Origin of the sequence: Sphingopyxis alaskensis RB2256 (assembly GCF_000013985.1) — a bacterium.
GTDB classification, from domain to species: Bacteria; Pseudomonadota; Alphaproteobacteria; order Sphingomonadales; family Sphingomonadaceae; genus Sphingopyxis; species Sphingopyxis alaskensis.
This window is the reverse complement of record NC_008048.1, coordinates 1,175,398-1,199,955: the sequence shown is the minus strand read 5'-3', so window position 1 is coordinate 1,199,955 and position 24,558 is coordinate 1,175,398. Positions and strand designations below refer to the sequence as shown.

Genomic DNA, 24,558 nt, shown 5'->3' with positions numbered 1-24,558 from the left:
CACGGTTCAACCTAATATGGCGGCTCGCGGCTTTGGCAAGCATCGCTTGTTCCTGCCCGGCTGCGCATGATAGGCGTGGCGCCCATGACGGACCCGGAATCGGCGGTGGTGATCGGCGCAGCGGGCGGCATCGGCGCGGCCTTGGCCGATGCTCTTGCGGCCGATGGTCGCCATGACGTCATCCACCGCCTTGCGCGGTCGGCGCCGGCCCCGTTTGCAATCGACATTACCGACGCGGATTCGGTGGCCGCGGCGGCGGCGATGGTCGCCGCCGGTGGCCCGCCGCCCCGGCTGGTCATCGTCGCGACGGGCTTGCTCCACGCCGACGGCCATCGGCCCGAACGCGGCCTGTCCGACATCGATCCCGACTGGATGGCGCGAAGTTTCGCCGTCAATACGATCGGGCCCGCGCTGGTCGCCAGGCATTTCCTGCCGCTGTTGCCGCGCCGCGGGCGCACGATTTTCACTGCGTTGTCGGCACGGGTCGGCAGCATCGCCGACAACCGCACCGGCGGCTGGTTCAGTTATCGCGCGTCGAAAGCCGCGCTCAATCAGCTCGTCCGCAGCTTCGCCATCGCCGAGACGCGCCGCAATCCAGAGGCGGTGGTCGTCGCCTTGCATCCCGGCACGGTCGATACGGCGATGTCGCGGCCGTTTCAGCGCGCGGTAGCGCCGGGGACGCTCGTGACGCCGCCCATCGCTGCGGCCAATCTGCTGCGCACGATCGATGCGCTGACGCCTGCCCAAACGGGCCGGATTTTCGCGTGGGACGGCAGCGAAATCATTCCCTGAAAATCGCCCGAATCACTGGCAATTCGCCGCGCCTTGGGCTAGGCCAAATCCATCTCCCGATAAGCAGAAAAAAGGCCGGGTCTTGACCGAAGAAAATACGCCTGTGCAGCCGTCCGAGGACGGCGTTTCGCCGATCAACATCGTCGACGAAATGAAGACCAGCTACCTCGATTACGCGATGAGCGTGATCGTCAGCCGCGCGCTGCCCGACGTGCGCGACGGGCTGAAGCCCGTCCACCGCCGCATCCTCTATGCGGCGCAGGAAGGCGGCTTCATCCCCGGTCGTCCGTACAAGAAATCGGCGAAGATCGTCGGCGACGTCATGGGTAATTATCACCCGCACGGCGACAGCGCGATCTATGACGCGCTGGCGCGGATGACGCAGGACTGGTCGCTGCGCGTGCCCTTGATCGACGGTCAGGGCAATTTCGGCTCGATGGACCCCGACCCGCCGGCGTCGATGCGCTACACCGAGGCGCGCCTTGCCAAGACCGCGATGGTGCTGCTGAACGATCTCGACAAGGATACGGTCGACTTCCAGCCCAATTATGACGCGAGCCGTGAGGAGCCGACCGTGCTTCCGGCGCGCTTCCCGAATCTGCTCGTCAACGGCGCGGGCGGGATCGCGGTCGGCATGGCGACCAATATCCCGCCGCACAACCTTGGCGAAATCATCGACGCGACGCTCGCGATGATCGACAATCCGGCGATCACGCTTGAAGAATTGATGGCGATCGTCCCCGGCCCCGATTTCCCGACGGGCGCGATGATGCTCGGCCAGGGTGGCGCACGCAGCGCCTATGCAACCGGCCGCGGCTCGATCATGATGCGCTCCACCCATGTAATAGAGGAAGGCAGGAACGATCGACAATCCATTGTATTAACGTCGATTCCGTTCCAGGTCGGCAAGTCGGGCCTTGTCGAGAAGATCGCCGAGGCGGCGCGCGACAAGCGGATCGAGGGCGTCGCCGATATCCGCGACGAATCGAACCGCGAGGGCGTGCGCGTCGTCATCGAGCTGAAGCGCGACGCGACGGCAGAGGTGGTGCTCAACCAGCTGTGGCGTCACACGCCCGCGCAGTCGAGCTTTCCCGCGAACATGCTCGCGATCCGCGGCGGCCGCCCCGAAATGATGGGGCTGAAGGATATTCTCTCGGCCTTCATCATCTTCCGCGAAGAGGTCATCACCCGCCGCTGCAAGTTCGAACTCGCCAAGGCACGCGACCGCGCGCATATCTTGCTCGGCCTCGTCGTCGCGGTCAGCAACCTCGACGAAGTCGTGCGCATCATTCGCGGTTCGTCCTCGCCCGCCGCCGCGCGCGAAGCCCTGCTCGCGCGCGAATGGCCGATCGGCGACATCGCCCCCTATATCCGCCTCGTCGAAGCAATCGAGGGCGAGATGGAGGAAGCCGCAACCTATCGGCTGTCCGAAGTGCAGGTGAAGGCGATCCTCGACCTCCGCCTCCACCGGCTGACGGCACTGGGTCGCGACGAAATCGGCAAGGAACTCGGTGAGTTGGCAGCCGAAATTGAGGAACTGCTTTCGATCCTCGCCGACCGCGTCAAGCTATATGGCGTGATGCGCGAGGAACTGGTTGCGGTGCGCGACGAATTTGCGACCCCGCGCCGCACCCTCCTCGCCCCCGCCGCCGACGGCATCGACGACGAAGATCTGATCGAGCGCGAGGAGATGGTCGTCACCGTCACGATGGACGGCTATATCAAGCGGACGCCCCTGGCCACCTTTCGCGCACAGCGACGCGGCGGCAAGGGCCGCGCAGGCATGGCGACGAAGGACGAGGATGTCGTCACCGAACTGTTCGTCACCTCGACGCACACGCCGGTGCTCTTCTTCTCGACCGCGGGCAAGGTCTATCGCATGAAGGTGTGGCGCCTGCCCGAGGGCGGCCCTGCGACGCGCGGCCGTCCGATGATCAACCTGCTCCCGCTTGCCCAGGGCGAAACCATCTCGACCGTGCTGCCGCTGCCCGAGGACGAGAGCGAATGGGGCAAGCTGCACGTCATGTTCGCAACCGCGAAGGGCAGCGTGCGCCGCAACAGCATGGACGCCTTCACCAACGTCCCCTCGAACGGCAAGATCGCGATGAAGTTCGAGGGCGATGACGAGGACGACCGGCTGATCGGCGTCGCGCTGCTCGACGAAAGCGACGATGTGCTGCTCGCGACGCGGCAGGGCAAGGCGATCCGCTTTGCCGGCGACGATGTCCGCGAGTTTCAGAGCCGCAATTCGACCGGGGTGCGCGGGATGCGCCTGGCCGAGGGGGATGAGGTTATTTCGCTCTCGATCCTCCACCGCGTCGGCACCACCGGCGACGAACGCGAAGCCTATCTGCGCGCCGCGCCGTGGAAGGATAACGAGAATGAACCGACCTTGCCCGCCGAACGCATGGCCGAACTGGCGGCGCGCGAACAGTTCATCCTGACCGTTTGTGCCAATGGCTATGGCAAGCTGTCGTCGGCCTATGAATATCGCCGCACGGGCCGCGGCGGTCAGGGGATTACCAATATCGACAATATCGCGCGCAACGGCCCGGTGGTCGCCAGCTTCCCCGCCACGCAGGCGCACCAGCTGATGCTCGTCACCGATCAGGCCAAACTCATCCGCATGGGGCTCGACAGCTTGCGCATCATCGGCCGCGGCAGCGCGGGCGTGCGCCTGTTCGATGTCGCCGAGGGCGAGCATGTCGTGTCGGCCGCGCTGATCGAAGATGGCGACGAAGACGCGGATGACGGCCGCGACGTCGAGGTGGCGAGCGACAATCCGGTGAGCGAAGCCCCCACCGAATGACGACGCCGACGACTGCCTTCAAGGTGCTTACCGCGCAGCAGTGGACCGATTTCGAGCGCGAGCGCGTCTTCCGCGGCGCGCCGGTCGACATCGAGGATGGCTATATCCACCTGTCGACCGCGGCGCAGCTCGACACGACGATCGCAAAATATTTCGCCGACCAGTCGGACCTGATGGTCGCCGAGGTGGATCTCGTCCAGTTGGGCGATGCCGTTCGCTGGGAACCCGCGCGCGGCGGCGAGCTCTTCCCGCACATCTACGCCGAACTGCCGATCGAGGCGGTGGTGAGCCTGCAACAACGCGGCTGACCGCGCCGCACGGGCGGCATATCCCGGCCTCCTACCGCCGCTTCGCCCTCCACGCGCGCACCGCCGCCATTGTCTTTTCGACATGCGCCTGCGGCTTGGCGTCGGTATAGCTCATCAGGATGGTCCCGTCCGGCGCAATGACGAACGATGTCCGGTTGGACAGGATGGTTCCGTCGGGGCGCCGCATCGTCGCGTCATATTTCGCCGCCACCTTCGCGCCGGGGTCGGCCGCCACCGCGAACCTGTCGCGGCATTCGGAGCGCGAAAACTCGGCGACGCGCTCGATATTGCCCGCCGTTACCCCGACCACCCGCGCGCCCAGCCGGTTGAAATCGTCGCTCGCTTCGGCAAACAGATGCGCCTCCAGCGTGCATCCCGGCGTGAAGGCGGCAGGGAAGAAATAGAGCACGACCGGCCCCTTCTTCAGCGCCTCTTTCAGCGACAGGCTGAACGGCTTGCCGCCCTGCGCGGCGCTGAGCGTGAAATCGGGCGCCTTCGCACCTTGCTGAAGCGCGGCGATTCCCGGTGCCGGGACGAGCGCGAGCGCAGCGCCAAGGCCAAGCGCAAGCCCCAGCGGGATCATGACGCTTTTGAGCAATCTCATCGGGCAATCCTCCATGCGATCCCGACCGAGGATGCGGAAAAAAGGCGGCCGCGTCCAGAGCGATTGACCGCACCGATCAACCGGCGCAGCATGGCGTCATGACTCTCGCCATCATCCCCAGCGGCCAGGCGTGCGGCGCGCACGTTACTGGCGTCGACCTGGCGCACCCGCTCGATCCCGGCACCATCGCCGCCATCCGTGCGGCGTGGCTCGATCATCATGTGCTGGCTTTTCCGGACCAGAAGATGAGCGACGACGATCTCGAACGCTTCACCGCCTATTTCGGCGGTTTCGGCGACGATCCCTTCATTCGCCCGATTCCGGGCCGCAAGCATATCATCGCGGTCAAGCGCCGCGCCGACGAAACCGCGCCGCTCTTTGCCGAAAACTGGCACAGCGACTGGAGCTTCCAGGCCCGCCCGCCCGCGGGCACGTGCCTCTTCGGCATCACCATTCCCCCGGTCGGCGGCAACACCGAATTTGCCAATCAGCACGCAGCGCTCGATGCGATGCCCGCGGGGCTCCGCGCACGTATCGAGGGTTTGCGGGCGATCCACAGCGCCCGCGCGGGCTACGCCCCTTCGGGCATGTACGGCGCGAACGACAGGGGCCGGAGCATGGATATCCGCTCGGACGATGCGGCGCTCGAAACGCAGCTCCATCCCTTCGTTCGCGCGCACCCCGAAACGGGCCGCCTCGGCCTGTTCGGCTGCGCGGGTTATATCATCGGCTTTGAGGGAATGGACGATGCCGAGGCGCGGCCGCTCCTCCACGAGCTCATCCAGTGGCAGGGGCGCGAAGAGTTCCGTTATTCGCACCGATGGGAGCCCGACATGCTCGTCATGTGGGACAATCGCTCGGTCCTCCACCGCGCGACGGGCGGTTATGACGGCCACGATCGCCTGCTTCACCGCACCACCATCGCGGCCTGGGAGGGAATCTAGAGCTTCGCCTCCTTGGCCAGCGTCCCGACCACTCCCCACGCGATCAGCGCCTGTCCGCCGAAATAAAGCGGCCAGACGAGCCACATCGTCACATCCTTGGAAAGCGCCCCGCCCTCCCCGGCAAAAATGAAAAGATCGCTCGCGAGGAACAGCATCGCGCCAATGCCGGTGCGGTAGCGCGGAAAGCGGCTCGCCCAGGCCGTCGCCGCCATCAACGCGACGATCGCCGTGTAGGCCAACGCCGCCGCCATCTGGTCCGGCTCAGCCGTTTTTGTCAGCCCCCACGCCGCCAGCAGCGCGAGCGGCACCACGACCGCGACGAGCAGCTTCTGCGAGCCGGTCATCGCCGCGCGCCGGTTGCCGAGATAAAGGACGATCGCGATGACATGCCCGGCCGCGAACGCCGCCGCCCCCTGCATCATCCCGATCGCATCGAGCATCCAGTCGCCGAGCGCGCCAAACGCCAGCGCCGCGGCCATCGTCCACCCGCCCCGCCCGTACGCGTTGGCCGCCGCCCATGCGGCAAGCAGGCCGACGCCCGACGCTTTCCACGCCCAGATCAACGCCCCATCGAGATGCAGGATAACCGCCGCGAAATAGCTGCTCCCCCCGACAAGCGCCGCCATCCACAGCCAATGCGCACGATCCCAGCCCTGCTCTCCGTTCATCGCCCGCCCCTTTGCATCTTGCCGCCAACCGGCCTAGTGCGCGGCGGATCAAGCGATAGTCAATGGAAACGGTAAATGGCGGACCACGACATTCACATCATCGGCGGAGGGCTCGCCGGGTCCGAAGCGGCGTGGCAGCTCGCCGAGGCGGGTTATCATGTGCGCCTCTCCGAAATGCGCGGCGGCGGCGACATGACTCCCGCGCATCAGGGCGACGGGCTTGCCGAAATGGTATGCTCGAACAGTTTTCGCAGCGACGACGGCGACAGCAACGCCGTCGGCCTTCTCCATCGCGAGATGCGCGCGCTGGGCTCGATCATCATGCGCGAAGCCGACGCGACCAAGGTGCCCGCCGGCTCGGCGCTCGCGGTCGACCGCGATCTTTTCTCGGGCGGCGTGACGCGCGCGCTGTCGGAGCATCCCAATATCACCATCGTCCGCGAACGCATCGACAAACTCCCGACCGAAGGCCTCACCATCGTCGCGACCGGACCGCTCACCGCGGCATCGCTCGCGGAAAGCATCGGCGCTGCGACCGGCAAGGATGCGCTCGCCTTTTTCGACGCCATCGCCCCCATCGTCTATCGCGACAGCATCGACATGGACATTGCGTGGATGGCGAGCCGCTGGGACAGGGTCGGGCCGATCGGCGATGGCAGGGACTATATCAACTGTCCGCTGGACAAGGATCAGTATTACGCCTTCGTCCAGGGGCTGCTCGATGGTGAAAAGACCGAGTTCAAGGATTGGGAAAAGGACACGCCCTATTTCGAGGGCTGCATGCCGATCGAGGTGATGGCCGAACGCGGGGTGGAGACGCTGCGCTTCGGCCCGATGAAGGGCGTCGGGCTCGACAATCCGCGCACCGGACGCTGGCCCTATGCGGTCGTCCAGTTGCGGCAGGACAATGCGCTGGGCACGCTCTGGAACATGGTGGGTTTCCAGACCAAGCTCAAACATGCCGAGCAGGTCCGGCTGTTCCGCACCATACCGGGGCTGGAAAAGGCCGAGTTCGCGAGGTTGGGTGGGCTTCACCGCAACAGCTTCATCCGCTCGCCCGAATTGCTCGACCGGCAGCTTCGCTTGAAGTCGGCGCCGCACATCCGCTTCGCGGGGCAGATAACCGGCTGCGAGGGCTATGTCGAAAGCGCCGCGATCGGCCTCGTCGCCGCGCGCTTCGCCGCCGCCGAACTTGGCGGGCGCGCCCTGCCCCCGCCACCGCCCGAAACCGCGCTCGGCGCGCTGCTCTGCCACATCACCGGCGGCGCCGATGCGTCATCCTATCAGCCGATGAACGTCAATTTCGGGCTTTTTCCACCGCTGGCGGACGATGTGCGGAAGAAAGACCGCAAGCTCGGCTATACGCAGCGCGCGGGCAAGGCGCTGGCGGAGTGGATGACGGTTGCGGCGGGTGTGGCCGCCTGAACCATGTTCGTCATTGCGAGGAGCCGAGGGCGACGCAGCAATCCGGAGTGGCGTAAAACGCCCTGGATTGGTTCGCTCCGCTCGCAATGACGAAACTGGTCAACATCGACACTTCGCCTTCGCCGCACGCTTCGGCGCCGTCGTTGCAAACTCGGCGCGTGTCAGGTCACCCGACTTGTCGGCATCGGCGCCCGCAAAACGCTCGCTCGTCGTCACCGCCCATTCCTCGAAGGTCAGCAGATTGTTCCCATCCGTATCGAGCTTGCGGAACGCCGCGGTGCGCGACGACATCAGCTCGACGCGGCTGATCCGCTCGTTGCGGTCGCGGTCGAAGCGGTTGAAACGCCGCTCCTCGCGCGAGGCTTCCTTGGCGGCGGGCAGCGCGGGCGGCGCCGGTCCGCGCGTCGGGGCATTCGGTCCGGCCACCGGGATCGCGGGCAAGGCCGGCGGCGGGTCCGGGAGCACAGCCTCTTCGGCCAGCTGGCTGTGTCCTTGCCACAGGAACAGGCCGCCGGTCAGCAGCAGCGCGCTCGCCACGCCGCCGATCAGGAAACGCGAAACCGCCATACGCCTCTCCGCCACCAGTGATCGGATCAGCTATCACGGCCCCGGTCGCGACGCCAAGCGATGCGACCATCCTGGCGGCGAATTTTAATCGGCTGCCTTGTTCAAAGTCGCCCAATAAATCCCTACACTCGATCAATGCAAAATTACCTGCCTTCACTCAAACAGATGCAATATCTCGTGGCGCTGCACGAACATGGTCATTTCGGCCGCGCCGCCGATGCGTGCAATGTCACCCAGTCGACGCTGTCGGCAGGCATCCGCGAACTGGAAACCTTGCTGGGGCAAACGCTCGTCGAGCGCACGCGCCGCGTCGTGCGCTTCACCGCGCTCGGCAACAAGATCGTCGAGAAGGCGCACCGCGTGCTGCGCGAGGCCGAGGAGCTTGCCGACATGGCCGCCGCTGCATCGGCGCCGCTCGTTGGCGAACTGCGCATGAGCGTCATCCCGACGATCGCGCCCTTCCTGCTCCCCGGCCTCCTTCCCCGGCTCCGCAAGGAGCGTCCGTCGCTCAAGCTGTTCCTGCGCGAAGAGCCAAGTGCGCAGGCGTGCGAGTCGCTTCACCACGGCGCCGTCGATTGCGTGCTGCTCGCGCTCCCCTATGCGTGCGGCGACGTCGAAAGCGAAGAATTGTTCGACGATGCGCTGTTCGTCGCCTTTCCCGGCGATCAGTCCGAAGACCTGCCCGCGACGGTCAGCGCCGACCAGATCGACCCTGCCCAGATGTTGATGCTAGAGGACGGGCATTGCCTGAAAGATCACGCACTCGCGGCGTGCAACCGTCCCGAACTGCGTGCCGGCGCGCGGATGATGGGCACTTCGCTGCACACGCTGGTGCAGATGGTCGACAACGGCCTTGGCATCACCATGCTGCCGCAAATGGCGATCGAGGCGGGCATCCTCGATCACACCGACATCGACACGCGCCCGCTCGATTCGGCGCATGACTGGCGAACGATCGCGCTCGTCTGGCGCAAGGGCAGCCCACGCGCCGAGGAGTTCCGCATGCTCGCCGATATTTTCAGGAAGCATCAGGCGGGATAGAGCGGCGTGCTAGCGGCACAATCTTCGTCACTCCGGACCTGTTTCAGGGCCCACGACGCTAATCCCACCGCTCCGCCCGCGCACGATCGCCCTCGCGTTCCTCGACCCACGCCACGCGCCCGTCGGCAAAGGTCTCGCGCTTCCACAGCATCACGTCGGTCTTCAGCCGGTCGATCAGAAACTCGCATGCCGCCAGCGCTTCGGCGCGGTGACGGCTGCTCGCAAGGACGAGCACGATGGTTTCGCCCGGCGCCATCGCACCGACACGGTGGATCAGCGTCAGCGCGCCCAGTTTCCAACGATCGACCGCCGCATGGGCGAGGCTGGCGAGTTCCGCCTCGGTCATCGTCGGATGATGTTCGAGGAACAATTCGGTCAATCCGTCGTCGCTGCGCACACGCCCGATAAAGCTTGCGCTCGCGCCGTGCCCGCCCGCATCGTGCAGATCGAACTCTGCGCCGACCGCGATCGGCACAGTCTGGACGAACACGCGGATCATCCGCCGGTCACCGGCGGGAACAGCGCGACCTCGCGCGCGCCCGCAAGCGGCGCGTCGGGGCCCATCATCGCGCCGTCGATCGCAGCGCGAATGCGGTGCGGTTCGGCAAAGGCCGACGCACCCCGTTCGTCACGCGCCGCGAGCCAGCCGAGCAGCGCCGCGACATCGGCGATTCCGGGCGGCAGTTCGACCGTCTCGCCCGCCATCCCCATCCGCTCGCGCACCCAGGCGAAATAGGCGAGATCGAGCCGCATCAGTCCATATGCTTCAGGCCGACGCGCAGATAATCCCAGCCGGTTACCAGCGTCAGCACCGCCGCCCCCCACAACGACGCCAGCCCGACCGTCTTGATCCACGCCATTGCGGGCAGCGCCCCCGCAAGGATCAGCGCGCCAAAGGCGACAAGCTGGAAGGTCGTTTTCCATTTGGCAAGCTGCGTCACCGGCATCGACACCTGCAAGGTCGCAAGAAACTCGCGCAGCCCCGACACGATGATTTCGCGCAGCAGGATGACAAGCGCGGCGATGACGTGCCACCCGTCGATGTCGCGCGTGAAGACGAGCAGCAGGATCACCGCCGCGATCATGATCTTGTCGGCGATGGGGTCAAGAAAGATGCCCAGCCGCGACACGGTGCCGCGCGCACGGGCGACATAGCCGTCGAAATAATCGGTAATGCCCATCAGGCAATAGAGGCCGAACGCCAGTGCATAATCGATCGGCCTGGGCTGGTGCGACCCTTCGGTCACGCCCGGCCACAGCAGGAAGAGCAGGATGGGCACCGCCAGGATTCGCGACAGCGTCAAAATGTTCGGAAGGCTCAGCATGATCCCCGTCGACATGGCCGGTCAAAATGACCTTTGACCCCGACCGCCCTAGCCGATAAGCCCCCCCGGCGACAACCTGTTGCCCGCGAAATGCGTGCGAACCGACATAGTTGAAAAGATTGGACCACCATGACCGGCTCCATTGCGCTGTTGAGGCAACGCCGGTTCCTGCCCCTTTTCGTCACCCAGCTTCTCGGTGCATTCAACGACAATCTGTTCAAGAATGCGATGGTGCTGTTCGTCGTTTATGGCGTGTTCAACAGCGAGGAACAGGAAACGCTGTTCAGCGCGGTCGCCACCGGCGTCTTCATCCTGCCTTTCTTTCTCCTGTCGGCGCTGGCGGGGCAGCTGGCCGACACGCGCGACAAGGCACGGATCATCCGCATCGTCAAATTCTGCGAAATCCTGATCATGTTCGTCGGCGGCGGCGGGCTGATCCTGGCGTGGCTCGGTTTTGCGGTGCATCTCATCGCCATCCCGCTGATGATGCTTGCGTTGTTTGCGATGGGAATCCACTCGACCTTTTTCGGACCGATCAAATATGCGATCCTGCCACAACACCTCAAAAGCGACGAGGTGCTGGCGGGCACCGGGCTGGTCGAGGCGGGGACCTATATCGCGATTCTCGCCGGAACGATCCTTGCCGGGGTGATCGAGGTCGAATGGGCGGCGCTCGGCGTCGTGCTGGTCGCCGCGATCGGTTACTGGACGGGGCGCAAGGTGCCCCCGGCGCCGCCCGAGCATCTGGAAACGGGGATCGACTGGCATATCATACGCTCGTCCGTCGCGCTCGTGCGCGGCACGATGCATATCCCGCGCCTCTATCTCGCGATCTTGTCGATCAGCTTTTTCTGGACGATCGGCGCCGTGCTGTTCATCCAGTTTCCGCCGCTCGCCAAGAATATCCTCCACGCCGACAAAAGTGTCGCCAGCCTCTTCCTCGCCGTCTTCTCGATCGGGATCGCGATCGGCTCGGTCGCGGTGAACCGGTTGCTGAAGGGCGAGGTGTCGGCGCGCTACAGCCCGGCGAGCGTGCTCGTCATGGCGCTGTTCGTCGTCGCCTTTTACTGGGTGTGCCGCAACTGGGGTGTGCAACCCGCGGGGGCGTTGTACGACATCGGCGGCTTCCTTGGACACCCCGGTGTCGTGCCGCTCCTCGCCAGCCTGCTCGGCATAGCCGTCAGCGGCGGCATGTTTGTCGTTCCGCTCTATGCCTTTCTGACCACCACCGTGCCCAAGGACCAGACCGCGCGCACTGTCGCCGCGAACAATATCGTCAATTCGGGCGCGATGGTTGCGGGTTCGCTGCTCGCGATGGGGCTCGGCCTCGCGGGCGTCGGCGTCGTCGACCAGTTGCTGATGAGCGCCGCCATGTGCCTGGTCTCCGCGTGGCTCGCGGTCAAGCTGCACCGGGCGTGCGATTAGAGCGGCGGGCCCATTTCGGCCCAGCGCAGCGTCGATCGTCGGTCACTATGCGGCAGCATGGCTCCCTCCTCGCCCCTCGCGCTGGGCCAAATCGGCTCCTTCCCGGTGGATCAGATATACGGCACGCCGCTCTGGGCGGATCGGGGCGGGGAGCAAATCCGCCGCCCGAGTCCAATCCTCACATGACGAAAAGCATCGTCGCGGTGAAAAATATCGCGAAGCTCTGAAGGAACAGCCGAAAGTCGTTGCTCGAAAGGATCGTGGCGGGCTTGCGGTGCGCGACGAGCGCGCGGCGCAGTTCGTCCTGCCAGTCCGCCGGTGCGTTCATCCGCGCAATCGTCAGCTGCCGGACGCCATGCGCCCGCACGCGACCGCGGATATCGATATGGTCGTTCGAGTCCATGCGCCCGAAGCTAGGACGATCTTAACGAGTCGATAAGGTTAAAAGAGCGTTAACGGCCGCGCCGTCCCGAAGCGGGACGTTTCTGCGCGTTCAGCGCCGGGGCTCCGGCATAGGACGAATGCGCAGCGCGCGGCCATCCCTGACGCCGATCTGAAAGGATTTGCATGGCGTCGGCTTCATGCGCGGCCCCAGGCACAATCGCACCTCTTTCAGCCATCCCTGGCGGTCGGACGTCACGGCGATCATCGCCGGGGTGACGCCCCGATTGATCGCGGCAAAGGCGCGGCGCACGCTGCCCGCGGTCTGCCGCCGCGACGCCAGCGCCCGCATGTCGGGAAAGCGCACCGCGCGGAACAACAGCCCGGCGGCGCGGAAATAGGCGGCGGGGTGCCGGCTCATGCACGTCCCGTGCTTCGCCCATTCGTGCTGGAGCAACTGCACCGACGGCGTCATGCACAGATGTTTTTTCAGCACCGGCTGCGGCACGATCTTCGCCGGGCGACACCATTGCGGATAATCCGCATCGTCGCTTTCGGGCCACAGCCCGTGCAGCACCCAGCCGAAGCGGCCATGTTCGCCCGAACATTGAAAAGCGTCGCGCGCGCCCTTTGGATCGCGGACGCCGGCGCAATGCTGCGGCGACCAGCTCATGGCCAGCAGATAGCCGGTGACCGGCGGCCGCCGCACGGGTTCGCCCCGGCGCGGCTGTTCGAGGCGCGGCACGGGAATCCGATCGGGCACCGAGCAGGCTAGCGCCTGCGCCTGCGCCGCGACGGGCATCAGCGTCAACGCGGCGGCACTAAGCCAGCGCAAAATCGAGCCCGATGTCGGCCGCGGGCGCCGACTGGGTTAGGCGCCCGACCGATACATAGGTGACGCCCGTTTCGGCGATCGCGCGGATCGTGTCGAGCCGCACCCCGCCCGACGCCTCGGTCGGCACCCTGCCATCGACAATCGCGACGCTGGTGCGCAGATCGTCGAGGCCCATATTGTCGAGCAGCAGATGCGTCGCTCCCGCGACCAGTGCCGGTTCGACCTGCGCCACACGGTCGACTTCAACGATGATGTCGGCGATTCCCGCCTCCACCGCCCGCCGCACCGCTTCCTCGACCGATCCCGCGACCGCGACGTGATTATCCTTGATCATCGCCGCGTCCCACAGGCCCATGCGGTGATTCTTCGCCCCGCCCATCCGCGTCGCATATTTTTCGAGCACCCGCAGGCCGGGTATCGTCTTGCGCGTGTCGAGCAGCGTCGCCCCTGTTCCCGCGATCGCATCGACATATTGGCGCGTCATCGTCGCGATCCCCGACAGATGCTGCACCGTGTTGAGCGCCGACCGCTCGGCGGTCAGCATCGCGCGCGCATTGCCCGACAGGCGCATCACATCGCTGCCCGCAGGAACTTCTGCGCCCTCTTCGGCCAGGATCTCGATTTCCATCGCCGGATCGAGCGCGCGGAAGAATCGCTCGGCGATCGGCAGGCCGGCGACGGTGATCGCGTCGCGGCTGTCCATTACACCGTCGAAGCGCGCATCGGCGGGGATCGTCGCCAACGACGTAATATCGCCCCCCGCGCCCAGATCCTCGGCCAGCGTGGCACGGACGAAAGCCTCGAGGTCGAAACCGGGCATGGGAAACTGGGTCATGCAACCCGCGATAATCCGCCCGTCCAGCAAATCAACTTGACGTTTACGTAAACTAGGGTCAGGACCCATTAATTACCCGTTCGAGGTTTGAGGCGATTTTGCTCAGGGCGAGGAGGAAAGGCGCAGGAATATGGATATATTTCAAGGCTTTTCGACGCTGCCATGGGCAAAATCGGTCAAATCCCGAAGGGACGCCGAAATGGCTTCGATATCGGACCTTCGCGGCCTTGCGGGTAGCGATGCTACCCGCCGCACCCGCCAAGGCCCGATATCTTCGCCATTTCGACGCCTCGAACGGGGAATTAATGGGTCCTGACCCTATAGCGCTGTCATAGGTCGCCTAAAGAAACGGAGAGGTTCCCATGCAGTCCCCCATTTGCGCGATGCTCGGCATCGAATTCCCGCTGCTCGCCTTTTCGCACTGCCGCGACGTCGTCGTCGCGGTGTCGAAAGCGGGTGGCATGGGCGTGTTCGGCGCGGCTGCGCTGCCGCCCGAACGGCTGGAAGAAGAGCTGGCGTGGATCGACGCGCATATCGGCGGCCGCCCCTATGGCGTCGACCTGATCGTCCCCAACAGCTTTGCGGGCAAGGGCGAAGCAGCCTCGTCCGGCGCCGCGCAGATTCCCGAATCCCACCTGAAGTTCGCCGCCGATCTGCTCGGAAGGTTCGATGTCGATGCGAGCGGCCTCGAGACTGCGATGGAAGCGCGGCAGAGCTTTGGCGACAATATGCACGAAGAAGGCGCCGCAAGGCTGCTCGAGGTCGCTTTCCGCCATCCGATCAAGCTGATCGCCAATGCGCTGGGCGTCCCGCCGCCGCTGATGCTCGAACTCGGCAAGCGCCACAACGTCCCGGTCGCCGCGCTTGTCGGCACGCGCGACCATGCGCTGGCGCAGGTGCGCGCGGGGGTGGACATCCTTGTCGTCGCGGGCGGCGAAGCGGGCGGCCATTGCGGCGAGGTCGCGACGATGGTGCTCGTGCCCGAAGTCGCAGCGGCGCTCGACGCGATCGGCGACACGACGCCGATTCTCGCGGCGGGCGGCATCGTCACCGGGCGCCAGATGGCGGCGGCGATGGCGATGGGCGCCCACGGCGCGTGGACCGGATCGGTCTGGCTGACGACCGCCGAAGCCGAGACCAACCCGGTGGTGAAGGAAAAGCTGCTCGCCGCCTCGGCGCGCGACACGGTGCGCTCGAAGAGCCGTACCGGCAAGCCCTCGCGCCAGCTCCGCTCGCCGTGGACCGATGCGTGGGAAGCCGAAGGCGCGCCGAAACCGCTGCCGATGCCGCTCCAGTCGCTGGTCAGCGAACCCGCGCTGCGCAAGGTCGACAAGCTGGCGGAAGGCGGCCACGAGGGTGCAAAAGCACTCGCCACCTATTGGGTCGGCCAGGGTGTCGGGCTGATGAACGAGGCAATGGGCGCCGGACAGGTCGTGCAGGCGTTCAAGCAGGACTGGATCGTCGCGTGCGAGCGGCTGAACGGGTTTTTGGAAGAATAGAAAAGCAAACCCCTCCCCCTTTATGGGGGAGGCAGCGAGACTCGCCAGCTTGCTGGCTAGTCACAGCGGAGGGGGTGCGCTCTCGGCCTGAAACGGCCCGCGCAGGGGCGCGCCATCACCCCCATCCAACTTCGCCTAGCCGCTAATGCGGCAAGGCTTCATATCCTTCCCCCATCGAGGGGGAAGGGTCGAAGTTTACGAAATCGTCGCTTTGACGATCGTGCCCGGCTCGCGCGGCGGTTCGCCCTTGGGCAGCGCATCGACATGTTCCATGCCTTCGATCACTTCGCCCCAGACGGTATACTGGTTGTCGAGGAAGCGGGCATCCTCGAAGCAGATGAAGAACTGGCTGTTCGCGCTGTTCGGGTTCTGCGCGCGAGCCATCGAGCACACGCCGCGGACATGCGGCTCGCTGTTGAACTCCTGCGGCAGGTCGGGAAGCTGGCTGCCGCCCATGCCGGTTCCCGTAGGGTCGCCGCCCTGCGCCATGAAGCCGGGGATGACGCGGTGAAAGACGACACCGTCGTAGAAGCCTTGCTGTGCGAGCGTCGAAATGCGCTCGACGTGCAACGGGGCGAGGTCGGGGCGCAGACGGATGACAACGTCGCCGGTCGACAGCGAAAGCGTAAGGGTATCGGACATAGACTTGGCTCCAGTGATCGGGGTTGGCAGCGCCATAGCGGGGCGGGCCGGCCAAGGCCACGCCCAAAATCGTTAAAAGATGTTCGCGGCGTTGCCATCGGCGGGTGGCCGCTCTAGGGGAAAAGCCGGACGCCGCCAAAGATGAGGGAGGACCGCGCGATGGACGAACGCGAAGAATCCCAGCGGCCCGAGGATGTGGCGATCGCGGAAGAGCGCGACGATTTTCCCCTCGAAACCGAACTGGACGAAGACGACCGGCTGAAACCCGATTTTGTGCGCGACGTGATCGGCCTCGCCGAAGCGGGTGAAGGCGAAGCGGCGCGCGAACGCATCGGCCGCCTGCACCCCGCCGACATCGCGGACCTGTTCGAACTCGCGCGCTCCGACGAGCGCCCGATGCTCGCCGCCGTGCTCGGCGACATGCTCTCCGCCGACGTGCTCGCGGAAATGAACGATTATGTGCGCGAGGAACTGATCGACCTCCTTGCGCCCGAGCAGGTCGCCGAACTCGCGTCCGAACTCGATACCGACGACGCCGTTGCGATCATCGAGGACATGGAAGCCGACGAGCAGCAGGCGGTGCTCGAGGCGATGCAACCCGAAGATCGCGCCGCGATCGAGGATGCGCTTTCCTTCCCTGAGGAATCGGCCGGCCGCCTGATGCAGCGCGACCTCGTCGCGGTGCCCGAGCATGTCACCGTCGGCGACGTGATTGACCGGCTGCGCGAGGACGCCGACCTGACCAGCGATTTCTGGGAAATCTTTGTCGTCGATCCGATGCACCGGCCGGTCGGCTCCTGCCAGCTGAGCTGGATCCTCCGCACCCCGCGCGACATTGCGATCAGCGACGTGATGAGGCGCGAACAGACGCTGATCCCCGTCGACATGGATCAGGAGGAGGTCGCACTGCGCTTTCAGAAATATGCGCTGATCTCCGCCGCGGTCGTCGACAAGGCGGGGCGCCTCGTCGGCATGATCACGGTCGACGACATCGTCCACATCATCCAGGAAGAGGCGGGAGAGGATATATTGCGCCTGTCGGGCGCAGGCGACGGCGACATCAACGAGCCGATCCGTGAAACCTACACGGCGCGCGTGCGCTGGCTGATCGCCAACCTCGGCACCGCGCTCGTCGCATCGACCATCGTTGGCCTGTTCGGAGGCGCGATCGAGCAGATGGTCGCGCTTGCCGCGCTGATGCCGATCGTCGCCGGGGTCGGCGGCAATGCGGGAACGCAAACGCTGGCCGTCACGGTGCGCGCGCTCGCGATGAACCAGCTGACCGATTCGAACAGCTGGCGCGCGATCTGGCGCGAAATGACGATCGCGCTGCTCAACGGCGCGACGATCGCGCTGGTGGCGGGAACGGCAACCGCCCTGTGGTTCGCAAATCCGACGCTCGGCGCCGTTATTGGCGCGGCGATGATCGTCAATATCTTCGTCGCGGGCGTCGCCGGGGTCGCGATCCCGCTATTGCTCGACCGGCTCGATCAGGACCCGGCGGTCGCCAGTTCGATCTTCGTGACGATGACCACCGATTCGATGGGATTTCTGGCCTTCCTCGGCCTCGCGGTGCTCAGTGGCCTGACGACGTTATAGCTTGGAGCGGCGTGATCCCAACCCTCTCGAATCATTGGGTCAAAATGATGGCCGCTAAAAAAAGTCCTTGCTGTCGTTTTTTTCGGGAACAAATCGGCCGGGTCGGTCGTTTCCCGTTCGAGCAGCGGTCATCGCCCCCCCGCAGCGCTGCTCAGCAACATTGGCCCGGCCCGCATTCCCTCCCCCCCTCGAAGCGTGCCGGGCCATTTTGCATCAGGATATGGTAAGAGGTGAGAAGATGACTGGTTTTCGTGCAATCCTCTTGGCCCTGCTCGCCAGCTTTCTGGTCGCTGGCTGCAATACGGTGAAGGGCGTCGGCCGCGACATCGAATCGGTCGGCGAAGCGGGCGACCGGGCCATCTGACCCGATATTTGCTTACCCTAAGCCTCTTCGAGAGGCTCGACAGGCGCCGTTTCGGCGCCTGTTTTGCGTCGGCGCTGGGTGAACCAGATCGCGAAGATCGAAAATTCGTAAAGCAGGATCAGCGGCACCGCGAGCAGGAACTGGCTCAGGATATCGGGCGGCGTCGCCACGGCCGAAATGGCGAAGGCCGCAACAATCATGTAGCGGCGCGCCGAAATCAGCTGGTCGCGGCTGACCAGCCCCGCGCGTTCGATGAGCATCAGCAGGATCGGCAACAGAAAGGCGATTCCGAACGCCATGATGAACTGCATCGTGAAGTCCAGATAATTGCCGACCGACGGCAAGGCTTCCTGCGTGACCCCGCCGACATCGCCCTGAAAACCGAGCAGGAAGCGCAGCGCGAGCGGGATGGTGATGAAATAGGCGAAGGACGCCCCGACTGCGAAGAGCGCCGGCGTCGCGAAGAGAAAGGGCAGCAGCGCGCGCTTTTCCTGCCGATAGAGGCCCGGTGCGACGAATTTCCAAAGCTGGTTCGCGATCACCGGAAAGGCGATCATCATCGATGCGAAAAAGGCGACCTTCACCTCGACGAAAAAAGCCTCGAAGAGCTGCGTATAGATGAGCTTGCCCTGCCCCGCCGCGATCAACGGCTGGACGAGGATCGCAAAGATCGGCCGCGCGAAATAAAAGCAGACGCCGAAGGCAAGCGCGATGGCGAGCAGGGATTTGAGCAAGCGCGAGCGAAGCTCGATCAGATGATCGAGCAGCGGCATCTTGCCGCCCGCGCCATCCTCCTCCGCCGGGTTGTCGGGCGCTGTATCGCTCATGGCAGCGCCTCACCCCGCGGCGGGACGATATGCGTTTCGGGCTCGCCCGGTCCGGTTTCCTCGCTCTTGTCGGCATCCGCCGATTGGGCGGGCGGCGGCGCGATGCCCGTCGGCGTCGCCGCGGCGTCGTCGTCGAGGCGCGGAAACTCGCGCATGATCGCCTCATTCTGTTCGCGCCACTGTTTTTCGAGCTCTTCGAGTTCGGCCTCGCGCATCATCGTGTCGAGCCCGGCGCGGAAATGGCGCGCCATGCCGCGCGCCTTGCCCAGCCATTTACCGACAAAGCGCATCGCCTTGGGCAAATCCCTGGGCCCAATGACCACCAGGGCCACCACCACGACGAGCAGCAACTCGGTGGGCGCGACATCGAACATGATTCAGCCTGTCCCCCGCGAACGGAAAGCGGTCAGCGGTTTTCGGTTTCCGCAGTGGGGGTAGGAGTCGCGCTCAGGTCAGGCGCGCGCTGGGCGTCGATCTGTTTCGGTGCGGGCGTCGGTGCATCGTCTTCCGACATGCCCTTCTTGAAGCTTTTGATGCCCTTGGCAACGTCGCCCATCATGTCCGAGAAACGGCCCTTGCCGAACAGCAGCAGGACGAGGATCCCGACCACGAGCCAGTGCCAGATGCTGAAGCTACCCATCTCATATTCTCCTTGAAGGGCTCATCTAAGCCTCTTCGCCGTCTTTTACTAGGTCCAGCTCGCCCATCGCCGCTTCAAAAGCGAGATCGACCGGATCGAGCAGCCCCGCCGCGCGCAGGTCGTCGATCCCGGGCAGATCCTTGCGGCTGCTAAGGCCGAAATGCTGCAGGAAGGTATCGGTGGTCTTGTAGATGAGCGGGCGTCCCGGCACTTCGCGACGCCCCGCGGGCGCGATCCATTCGGCTTCCATCAGCACGTCGAGCGTACCCTTCGACGTCTGGACGCCGCGGATCGCCTCGATCTCGGCGCGGCTGACGGGTTCGTGGTAGGCGACGATCGCCAGCACTTCGGCGGCGGCGCGCGACAGTTTGCGCGGGTCGTCGCGTTCGCGGCGAAGCAGATGCGCCAGATCGGCGGGGGTCTGGAAATGCCAGCGCCCGCCGCGTTCGACGAGTTCGATGCCGCTCCCGGCATGGCGCGCCGCAATCGCCTCAATCACCGCCCGCACCTGTCCCGGCGCCATGTCATCGCCCAGGCGGGCGGCAAGCTGCCGCGCGTCGAGCGGCTCGTCGCTGGCAAAGAGCATCGCTTCGATCGCGCGCTCCAGATCGTCGATCATGCCCCCCCTCCTCCTGCCGCCCGCAGGTAGAGCGGTTCGAACGCGCCGCCCTGTTTCAACTCGACCCGTCCCTGACGCGCGAGTTCGAGCGCCGCGACGAAGCTCGACGCGATCGCCGACCGGCGGAGCAGGCCCTGATAGTCGGCGGGCAGGAAATCGGCCAGCTCGCCCCAGTCGAGCTTGACCCCGAGCATCCGTTCCAGATGATGCAGCGCGGCGTCGAGCGTGATGACCGGACGCCGCGACACCATGTGAACCACGGGCTCGGACCGTAGCTTGACCTGGCCATAGGCCGCCAGAATGTCGTAGAGGCTGGCGTCCCAGCGCCGCCGCTTGACATCGCGCAGCCCCTCGGGCCGCGGGCGCAGAAAGACGTCGCGGCCGAGGCGGTCGCGCGCGAGCAGCCGTGCCGCGGCCTCGCGCATCGCGGCGAGCCGCTGGAGCCGCAGTTGCAGGCGCAGCGCCAGCTCATCGGGCGACGGCTCCTCCAGCGGATCCTTGGGCAGCAGCAGCGCCGACTTCAAATAGGCGAGCCACGCCGCCATCACCAGATAATCGGCCGCCACCTCCAGCTTGAGCTCGCGCGCTTCGGCGATGAAATGCAGATATTGCTCGACCAGCGCCAGGATCGAAATCTCCCGAAGATCAACCTTCTGATTCCGCGCGAGCGCAAGCAGGAGATCGAGCGGGCCTTCCCAGCTTTCGAAAGAAAGCTGGAGCGCATCGTCGCGGGCAACCGGCGGCGGCGGCGGGTCGAATGCGAGCGGCAGACCCTCCATCGGCGCGTCAGACCATCGCCAGCAGCGCATCGCGCTGATCGACGAGCGCGGCGAACTCGCCTTCGTCACGCGCGCCCGCGATCCGGTCCATCGCGCCTTCAAGCCGCGCGCGCGAGACCGTGCTGATCGGATCGAGCCGGTTGGCGATGCCGATCATGTCATCCATCCGCGCCCAGCAATTGAGCGCGATGTCGCACCCTGCCGCGATCGCCTGCGCCGCGCGCGAGGGCACGTTGCCCGACAGCGCCTTCATGTCGAGATCGTCGGTCATCAGCAGCCCATGGAAACCGATCCGCTGGCGGATCACGCTGTCGATGACGGTCGGCGACAGGGTCGCGGGCCGGTCGGGATCCCACGCCGCAAAAATGACGTGACAGGTCATCGCCATCGCCGCATCGCGGAGCGCCGCGAACGGAGCAAGATCGGTCTGCAGTTCGCGGTCGGAGGCGGTGACCGTCGGCAGGGCTTCGTGCGTGTCGAGCAGCGCGCGGCCGTGGCCGGGGATATGTTTGACGATGCCGACGACGCCGCCCGCCTGCAAACCGCTCAGAATGGCGCGGCCGAGCGCGGCGACGCGCATCGGCTCGCTGCCGAGCGCGCGGTCGCCGATCACGTCGCTCGCGCCCGGCTGGCGCACGTCGAGCAGCGGTAGGCAATCGACCGTGATGCCGACTTCGGCGAGCATCGCCGCGAGCGCCATGGCATTGAGCCGCGCCGCCTCGATCGCGCTGGCGGGCGCGCGCTCATAAAGCGCGTCAAAGGCCGCCCCGCTGGGGAAAGCAGGCCATTCGGGTTCTTTCATGCGTGCGACCCGGCCGCCCTCCTGATCGATCAGAATCGGCAGATTGGCCCGCCCGTCGAGGCTGCGCAACTCGTCGGTCAGGCGGCGGAGCTGGTCGCGGTTTTCGATATTCCGTCCGAACAGGATATAGCCCGCGGGCGCGCAATCGCGAAAAAAGGCTCGTTCATCGTCGGTCAGGGTCAGCCCGGACAGGCCGAAAATCGCGGGAATCATCGTCGGTCAACCTCCATCGCCCGTCGCCCCCTCACTCGACGGACACCGCGACGATCATGCCACAGCCGCACGATTGCACCAACCGAGTCTGCGGCCAAGCGGCCCGAATCAGCGGACGATGACGCAATTTTCACCCGCTACGCGCAGTTTTCCGCACAAATTCGCGGCGTTGGCGGCCGTTCCTGCCGAAACGCGCAAACGATAAACGGTTCCCGATCCGACCGTGGCCGGCGAAATTACCCGATTGAGATCGGCGAGATAGGCAAAACGCTTGGACAGATTCGTCCAGGCCTTCGCTGCGGCGCCTTCGCTGCTGAACGCGCCAAGCTGGATCATCGCATCGCCCGGTGCCGCCGCTTCAGACGCTGCCGCGGCCTTTGCGGCCGCCCTGGGTTCCGCCTTCGCCGCCGGAGCGGGCACCTTCTTCGCCTGCTTCGCGGCGGCTTCGTGCTCCACCGCTGTCACGGCCGGTTCCTCGGGCATGCGCGACGGATCGACCTTGCCCGCCGGTGCGGCACCCTCGCTGGCCGAGAAGCTGGCGTCGCCTTCACCCTCGAAGGTCTTGGCGCCGTCGCTCGCGGGCGCGACCTTGTAGTCGCCCTTTTCAGCGGCGATCAGTTCGCCCTTGCCGCGCGCGCCACCATTCTGGATCCACCAGAGTCCGCCAAGCACGGCGCCGATCAGCAACAGGCCGCCGAGCACCATGATCAGCAGGCGGGCGGGCGACACTTCGCCATCGTCGTCGAAGCCGTCGGCGGCTTCGAGCCAGGGCAGCCGGTCCTCGCCTTCGAGCCCCAGCCCTTCGCCATCCTGACCCGTCATATTTCCCCCGGCCATCAAACCATCTCCTCGAGTGCCTCAACCCCCATGAGCTGCAGCCCGTTGCGAATGATCTGCCCGATTCCGTCGGCCAGATAAAGGCGCGTCGCAGTCAATTCGGGGTCATTGTCGAGCACGATGCGCGCCGCAGAATCGTCGTTGCCCAGATTATACCAGGCGTGAAAGGCCGCCGCGACATCGGCCAGATAGAAAGCAATCCGGTGCGGCTCGCGCGCAAAGGCGGCCGCCTCTACGATCCGGGGGAATTGCGCGAGCAGCTTGACGAGCGCCAGTTCATTTGCGCGCAGCCGCTCGGGCGCCGGGGCCGGAAGCACGATCCCCGCATCCGCCGCCTTCCTGCGCAGCCGCGAGATCCGCGCATTGGCATATTGCAGATACCAGACGGGATTGTCGCGCGACGCCTCGACGACCCTGGCAAAATCGAAGTCCATCTGCGCGTCAGCCTTGCGCGTCAGCATGGTAAAGCGCACCGCATCCTTGCCGACCTCGTCGACCACGTCGGCGAGCGTGACGAAATTGCCCGCGCGCTTCGACATTTTGAACGGTTCGCCATTTTTGAGCAGCCGCACCATCTGCACGAGCTTGACGTCGAAACGGGTCTTGCCGCCGGTCAGCGCCGCGACCGCGGCCTTGATCCGCTTGACCGTCCCGGCATGGTCGGCGCCCCAGATGTCGATCAGCTCGTCGGCCGTCTCGCTCTTCTGGAAATGATAGGCGAGGTCGGCACCGAAATAGGTCCAGCTGCCGTCCGACTTCCTGATCGGGCGATCCTGATCATCGCCAAACTGCGTCGAACGGAACAGCGGCAACTCGACCGGTTCCCAATCCTCGGGCGTTTCGCCCTTTGGCGCTTCAAGAATGCCGTCATAGACAAGCCCCTGTTCGCGAAGCAATTTTTCAGCCGCGGCCGGCTTTCCCGCCGCCTGAAGCTCGGCCTCGGACGAAAAAATGTCATGATGGATGCCCAATTTGGCGAGGTCGGCGCGGATCATGTCCATCATCGCGCCGACAGCTTCGGCGCGGAAGAGGGCAAGCCATGCGCTCTCCGGGGCGGCAGCGAAGCGGTCGCCATGCTCGGCGGCCAGCTTTTCGCCAACGGGAATCAGATAGTCGCCCGGATAAAGTCCCTCGGGAATCGCGCCGACTTCCTCGCCGAGCGCCTCGCGATAACGCATGTGAACCGAACGCGCGAGGACATCGACCTGCGCACCCGCGTCGTTGACATAATATTCGCGGATCACCTCATGCCCCGCATATTCGAGCAGCGCGGCAAGCGCGTCGCCCACCACCGCCCCGCGGCAATGGCCGACGTGCATCGGACCCGTGGGGTTGGCCGAGACATATTCGACATTGACGCGCCGCCCCTGCCCCATCGTCGAGCGGCCGTAATCGCCGCGCAGGTCGTGGATCAGCGCAAGCTCCTCGCGCCAGCTGTCGTCGGCCAGGCGCAGATTGATGAAGCCCGGCCCCGCAACGCCCGCCTCAACGACCTCGTCGAGCGCACCAAGCTCGACGGCGAGCAAGTCGGCAAGCGCCCGCGGATTCATGCCTGCGGACTTGGCGAGGACCATGGCGGCATTTGTCGCAATGTCACCGTGCGCCGCATCGCGCGGCGGCTCGACGCTGACCGCCGAACGGTCGAGCCCCGCGGGAATGGCGTCGCGGGCAGCGAGCGCATCGAGCGCGGCGCCAATATGGTCGGAAAAGCGACGGAAGAGGGTCATAAGGCGAGGCCTTGCTTCGATCAAAAGGACTGGCGCGCCCTATAACAGCTA

28 protein-coding genes are annotated in these 24,558 nt (G+C 65.5%); 10 read left to right on the top strand and 18 right to left on the bottom strand.

Translation table 11 applies throughout. The features are described from left to right. Window positions 1-84: 84 nt before the first annotated feature. The 3 genes from SALA_RS05875 to SALA_RS05865 all read left to right on the top strand — a co-directional run bounded on the left by SALA_RS05875 (window position 85) and on the right by SALA_RS05865 (window position 3,909). Window positions 85-792, top strand: a complete 708-nt coding sequence (locus SALA_RS05875; RefSeq protein WP_041383760.1) for an SDR family NAD(P)-dependent oxidoreductase — start codon at window positions 85-87, stop codon at window positions 790-792. Between the two features lie 82 nt (window positions 793-874). Continuing rightward, the gene (gene gyrA, locus SALA_RS05870) at window positions 875-3,601 is read left to right on the top strand and encodes a DNA gyrase subunit A (protein WP_041383128.1); all 2,727 of its coding nucleotides are present in this window, start codon (window positions 875-877) and stop codon (window positions 3,599-3,601) included. Further along, on the top strand, window positions 3,598-3,909 hold the full coding sequence (locus SALA_RS05865; protein WP_011541464.1) for a DUF952 domain-containing protein: 312 nt from the start codon (window positions 3,598-3,600) through the stop codon (window positions 3,907-3,909). The genes gyrA and SALA_RS05865 overlap by 4 nt, the downstream gene beginning before the upstream one ends. A gap of 31 nt (window positions 3,910-3,940) precedes the next feature. Here the strand turns inward: SALA_RS05865 and SALA_RS05860 are convergent, their stop codons facing one another. After that, window positions 3,941-4,513: a peroxiredoxin gene (locus tag SALA_RS05860; RefSeq protein ID WP_041383127.1), complete on the bottom strand. Its 573-nt coding sequence runs from the start codon at window positions 4,511-4,513 to the stop codon at window positions 3,941-3,943. A 98-nt stretch (window positions 4,514-4,611) separates the two neighbouring features. On the opposite strand from SALA_RS05860, the gene SALA_RS05855 reads away from it, so the two are divergent. Then, entirely contained in the window at window positions 4,612-5,457 is an 846-nt protein-coding gene (locus SALA_RS05855; RefSeq protein ID WP_011541462.1) for a TauD/TfdA dioxygenase family protein, read from the top strand. Here the strand turns inward: SALA_RS05855 and SALA_RS05850 are convergent. Then, window positions 5,454-6,125, bottom strand: coding sequence for a lysoplasmalogenase (locus SALA_RS05850; protein WP_011541461.1), 672 nt, complete (start codon window positions 6,123-6,125; stop codon window positions 5,454-5,456). The genes SALA_RS05855 and SALA_RS05850 overlap by 4 nt on opposite strands. Window positions 6,126-6,200: 75 nt before the next feature. On the opposite strand from SALA_RS05850, the gene trmFO reads away from it, so the two are divergent. Then, window positions 6,201-7,550, top strand: a complete 1,350-nt coding sequence (gene trmFO / locus SALA_RS05845) for a methylenetetrahydrofolate--tRNA-(uracil(54)-C(5))-methyltransferase (FADH(2)-oxidizing) TrmFO (protein WP_011541460.1) — start codon at window positions 6,201-6,203, stop codon at window positions 7,548-7,550. 99 nt (window positions 7,551-7,649) lie between these two features. Here the strand turns inward: trmFO and SALA_RS05840 are convergent, their stop codons facing one another. After that, complete coding sequence (locus tag SALA_RS05840) at window positions 7,650-8,117, bottom strand: hypothetical protein (RefSeq protein WP_011541459.1); 468 nt, start codon at window positions 8,115-8,117, stop codon at window positions 7,650-7,652. A gap of 135 nt (window positions 8,118-8,252) precedes the next feature. On the opposite strand from SALA_RS05840, the gene SALA_RS05835 reads away from it, so the two are divergent. Then, entirely contained in the window at window positions 8,253-9,158 is a 906-nt protein-coding gene (locus tag SALA_RS05835; protein ID WP_041383126.1) for a hydrogen peroxide-inducible genes activator, read from the top strand. Window positions 9,159-9,216: 58 nt separating this feature from the next. On the opposite strand, the gene SALA_RS05830 is transcribed toward SALA_RS05835, so the two are convergent. From SALA_RS05830 to pgsA, 3 genes are read right to left on the bottom strand one after another with little or no spacing between them, the layout of a single operon-like run. After that, window positions 9,217-9,657, bottom strand: coding sequence for a molybdenum cofactor biosynthesis protein MoaE (locus tag SALA_RS05830; protein WP_011541457.1), 441 nt, complete (start codon window positions 9,655-9,657; stop codon window positions 9,217-9,219). Beyond that, a complete protein-coding gene (locus SALA_RS05825) occupies window positions 9,654-9,911 on the bottom strand; it encodes a MoaD/ThiS family protein (protein ID WP_011541456.1) in 258 nt (85 codons plus the stop codon). The genes SALA_RS05830 and SALA_RS05825 overlap by 4 nt, the downstream gene beginning before the upstream one ends. Beyond that, the gene (pgsA, locus tag SALA_RS05820; RefSeq protein WP_041383758.1) at window positions 9,911-10,483 is read right to left on the bottom strand and encodes a CDP-diacylglycerol--glycerol-3-phosphate 3-phosphatidyltransferase; all 573 of its coding nucleotides are present in this window, start codon (window positions 10,481-10,483) and stop codon (window positions 9,911-9,913) included. Before pgsA ends, SALA_RS05825 begins: the two co-directional genes overlap by 1 nt. 129 nt (window positions 10,484-10,612) lie before the next feature. Here pgsA and SALA_RS05815 point away from each other — a divergent pair, with 129 nt between their 5' ends. Then, window positions 10,613-11,908 (top strand): MFS transporter, encoded by a 1,296-nt coding sequence (locus SALA_RS05815; RefSeq protein ID WP_011541454.1) that lies wholly within the window; start codon window positions 10,613-10,615, stop codon window positions 11,906-11,908. A 178-nt stretch (window positions 11,909-12,086) separates the two neighbouring features. On the opposite strand, the gene SALA_RS05810 is transcribed toward SALA_RS05815, so the two are convergent. The 3 genes from SALA_RS05810 to nadC all read right to left on the bottom strand — a co-directional run bounded on the left by SALA_RS05810 (window position 12,087) and on the right by nadC (window position 13,959). Next, on the bottom strand, window positions 12,087-12,311 hold the full coding sequence (locus SALA_RS05810; RefSeq protein ID WP_011541453.1) for a hypothetical protein: 225 nt from the start codon (window positions 12,309-12,311) through the stop codon (window positions 12,087-12,089). A 90-nt stretch (window positions 12,312-12,401) separates the two neighbouring features. Then, on the bottom strand, window positions 12,402-13,124 hold the full coding sequence (locus SALA_RS05805) for a ribonuclease T2 family protein (RefSeq protein WP_011541452.1): 723 nt from the start codon (window positions 13,122-13,124) through the stop codon (window positions 12,402-12,404). Beyond that, window positions 13,111-13,959 carry a carboxylating nicotinate-nucleotide diphosphorylase gene (gene nadC / locus SALA_RS05800; protein ID WP_041383124.1) on the bottom strand — a complete coding sequence of 283 codons (849 nt, stop codon included), beginning with the start codon at window positions 13,957-13,959 and terminating at the stop codon, window positions 13,111-13,113. Before nadC ends, SALA_RS05805 begins: the two co-directional genes overlap by 14 nt. A 362-nt stretch (window positions 13,960-14,321) precedes the next feature. Between nadC and SALA_RS05795 the strand changes: the two genes are divergently transcribed. Beyond that, a complete protein-coding gene (locus tag SALA_RS05795) occupies window positions 14,322-15,458 on the top strand; it encodes an NAD(P)H-dependent flavin oxidoreductase (RefSeq protein WP_011541450.1) in 1,137 nt (378 codons plus the stop codon). A gap of 195 nt (window positions 15,459-15,653) precedes the next feature. Here SALA_RS05795 and SALA_RS05790 read toward each other — a convergent pair whose 3' ends face one another. After that, complete coding sequence (locus SALA_RS05790; RefSeq protein ID WP_011541449.1) at window positions 15,654-16,100, bottom strand: peptidylprolyl isomerase; 447 nt, start codon at window positions 16,098-16,100, stop codon at window positions 15,654-15,656. 159 nt (window positions 16,101-16,259) lie between these two features. Between SALA_RS05790 and mgtE the strand changes: the two genes are divergently transcribed. Together mgtE and SALA_RS05780 are read left to right on the top strand one after the other, a co-directional pair. Then, on the top strand, window positions 16,260-17,699 hold the full coding sequence (gene mgtE, locus SALA_RS05785) for a magnesium transporter (RefSeq protein WP_011541448.1): 1,440 nt from the start codon (window positions 16,260-16,262) through the stop codon (window positions 17,697-17,699). Window positions 17,700-17,937: 238 nt separating this feature from the next. Next, window positions 17,938-18,063: an entericidin A/B family lipoprotein gene (locus tag SALA_RS05780; protein ID WP_041383123.1), complete on the top strand. Its 126-nt coding sequence runs from the start codon at window positions 17,938-17,940 to the stop codon at window positions 18,061-18,063. Window positions 18,064-18,080: 17 nt separating this feature from the next. Here the strand turns inward: SALA_RS05780 and tatC are convergent, their stop codons facing one another. The 8 genes from tatC to argS form a co-directional block, all read right to left on the bottom strand. Next, window positions 18,081-18,890 carry a twin-arginine translocase subunit TatC gene (tatC, locus tag SALA_RS05775; protein ID WP_011541446.1) on the bottom strand — a complete coding sequence of 270 codons (810 nt, stop codon included), beginning with the start codon at window positions 18,888-18,890 and terminating at the stop codon, window positions 18,081-18,083. After that, window positions 18,887-19,264 carry a Sec-independent protein translocase protein TatB gene (gene tatB, locus SALA_RS17450; protein WP_011541445.1) on the bottom strand — a complete coding sequence of 126 codons (378 nt, stop codon included), beginning with the start codon at window positions 19,262-19,264 and terminating at the stop codon, window positions 18,887-18,889. Before tatB ends, tatC begins: the two co-directional genes overlap by 4 nt. Before the next feature lie 32 nt (window positions 19,265-19,296). Continuing rightward, window positions 19,297-19,530, bottom strand: coding sequence for a twin-arginine translocase TatA/TatE family subunit (locus SALA_RS05765; RefSeq protein ID WP_011541444.1), 234 nt, complete (start codon window positions 19,528-19,530; stop codon window positions 19,297-19,299). A gap of 25 nt (window positions 19,531-19,555) precedes the next feature. Continuing rightward, the gene (gene scpB, locus SALA_RS05760) at window positions 19,556-20,149 is read right to left on the bottom strand and encodes an SMC-Scp complex subunit ScpB (RefSeq protein WP_011541443.1); all 594 of its coding nucleotides are present in this window, start codon (window positions 20,147-20,149) and stop codon (window positions 19,556-19,558) included. Continuing rightward, entirely contained in the window at window positions 20,146-20,928 is a 783-nt protein-coding gene (locus SALA_RS05755; protein WP_041383122.1) for a segregation and condensation protein A, read from the bottom strand. The genes scpB and SALA_RS05755 overlap by 4 nt, the downstream gene beginning before the upstream one ends. Before the next feature lie 7 nt (window positions 20,929-20,935). Beyond that, the gene (gene nagZ / locus SALA_RS05750; protein ID WP_011541441.1) at window positions 20,936-21,943 is read right to left on the bottom strand and encodes a beta-N-acetylhexosaminidase; all 1,008 of its coding nucleotides are present in this window, start codon (window positions 21,941-21,943) and stop codon (window positions 20,936-20,938) included. Window positions 21,944-22,051: 108 nt separating this feature from the next. After that, window positions 22,052-22,780 carry an SPOR domain-containing protein gene (locus tag SALA_RS05745; protein ID WP_011541440.1) on the bottom strand — a complete coding sequence of 243 codons (729 nt, stop codon included), beginning with the start codon at window positions 22,778-22,780 and terminating at the stop codon, window positions 22,052-22,054. Next, window positions 22,780-24,507, bottom strand: a complete 1,728-nt coding sequence (gene argS, locus SALA_RS05740) for an arginine--tRNA ligase (protein ID WP_011541439.1) — start codon at window positions 24,505-24,507, stop codon at window positions 22,780-22,782. Before argS ends, SALA_RS05745 begins: the two co-directional genes overlap by 1 nt. Window positions 24,508-24,558 lie beyond the last annotated feature (51 nt).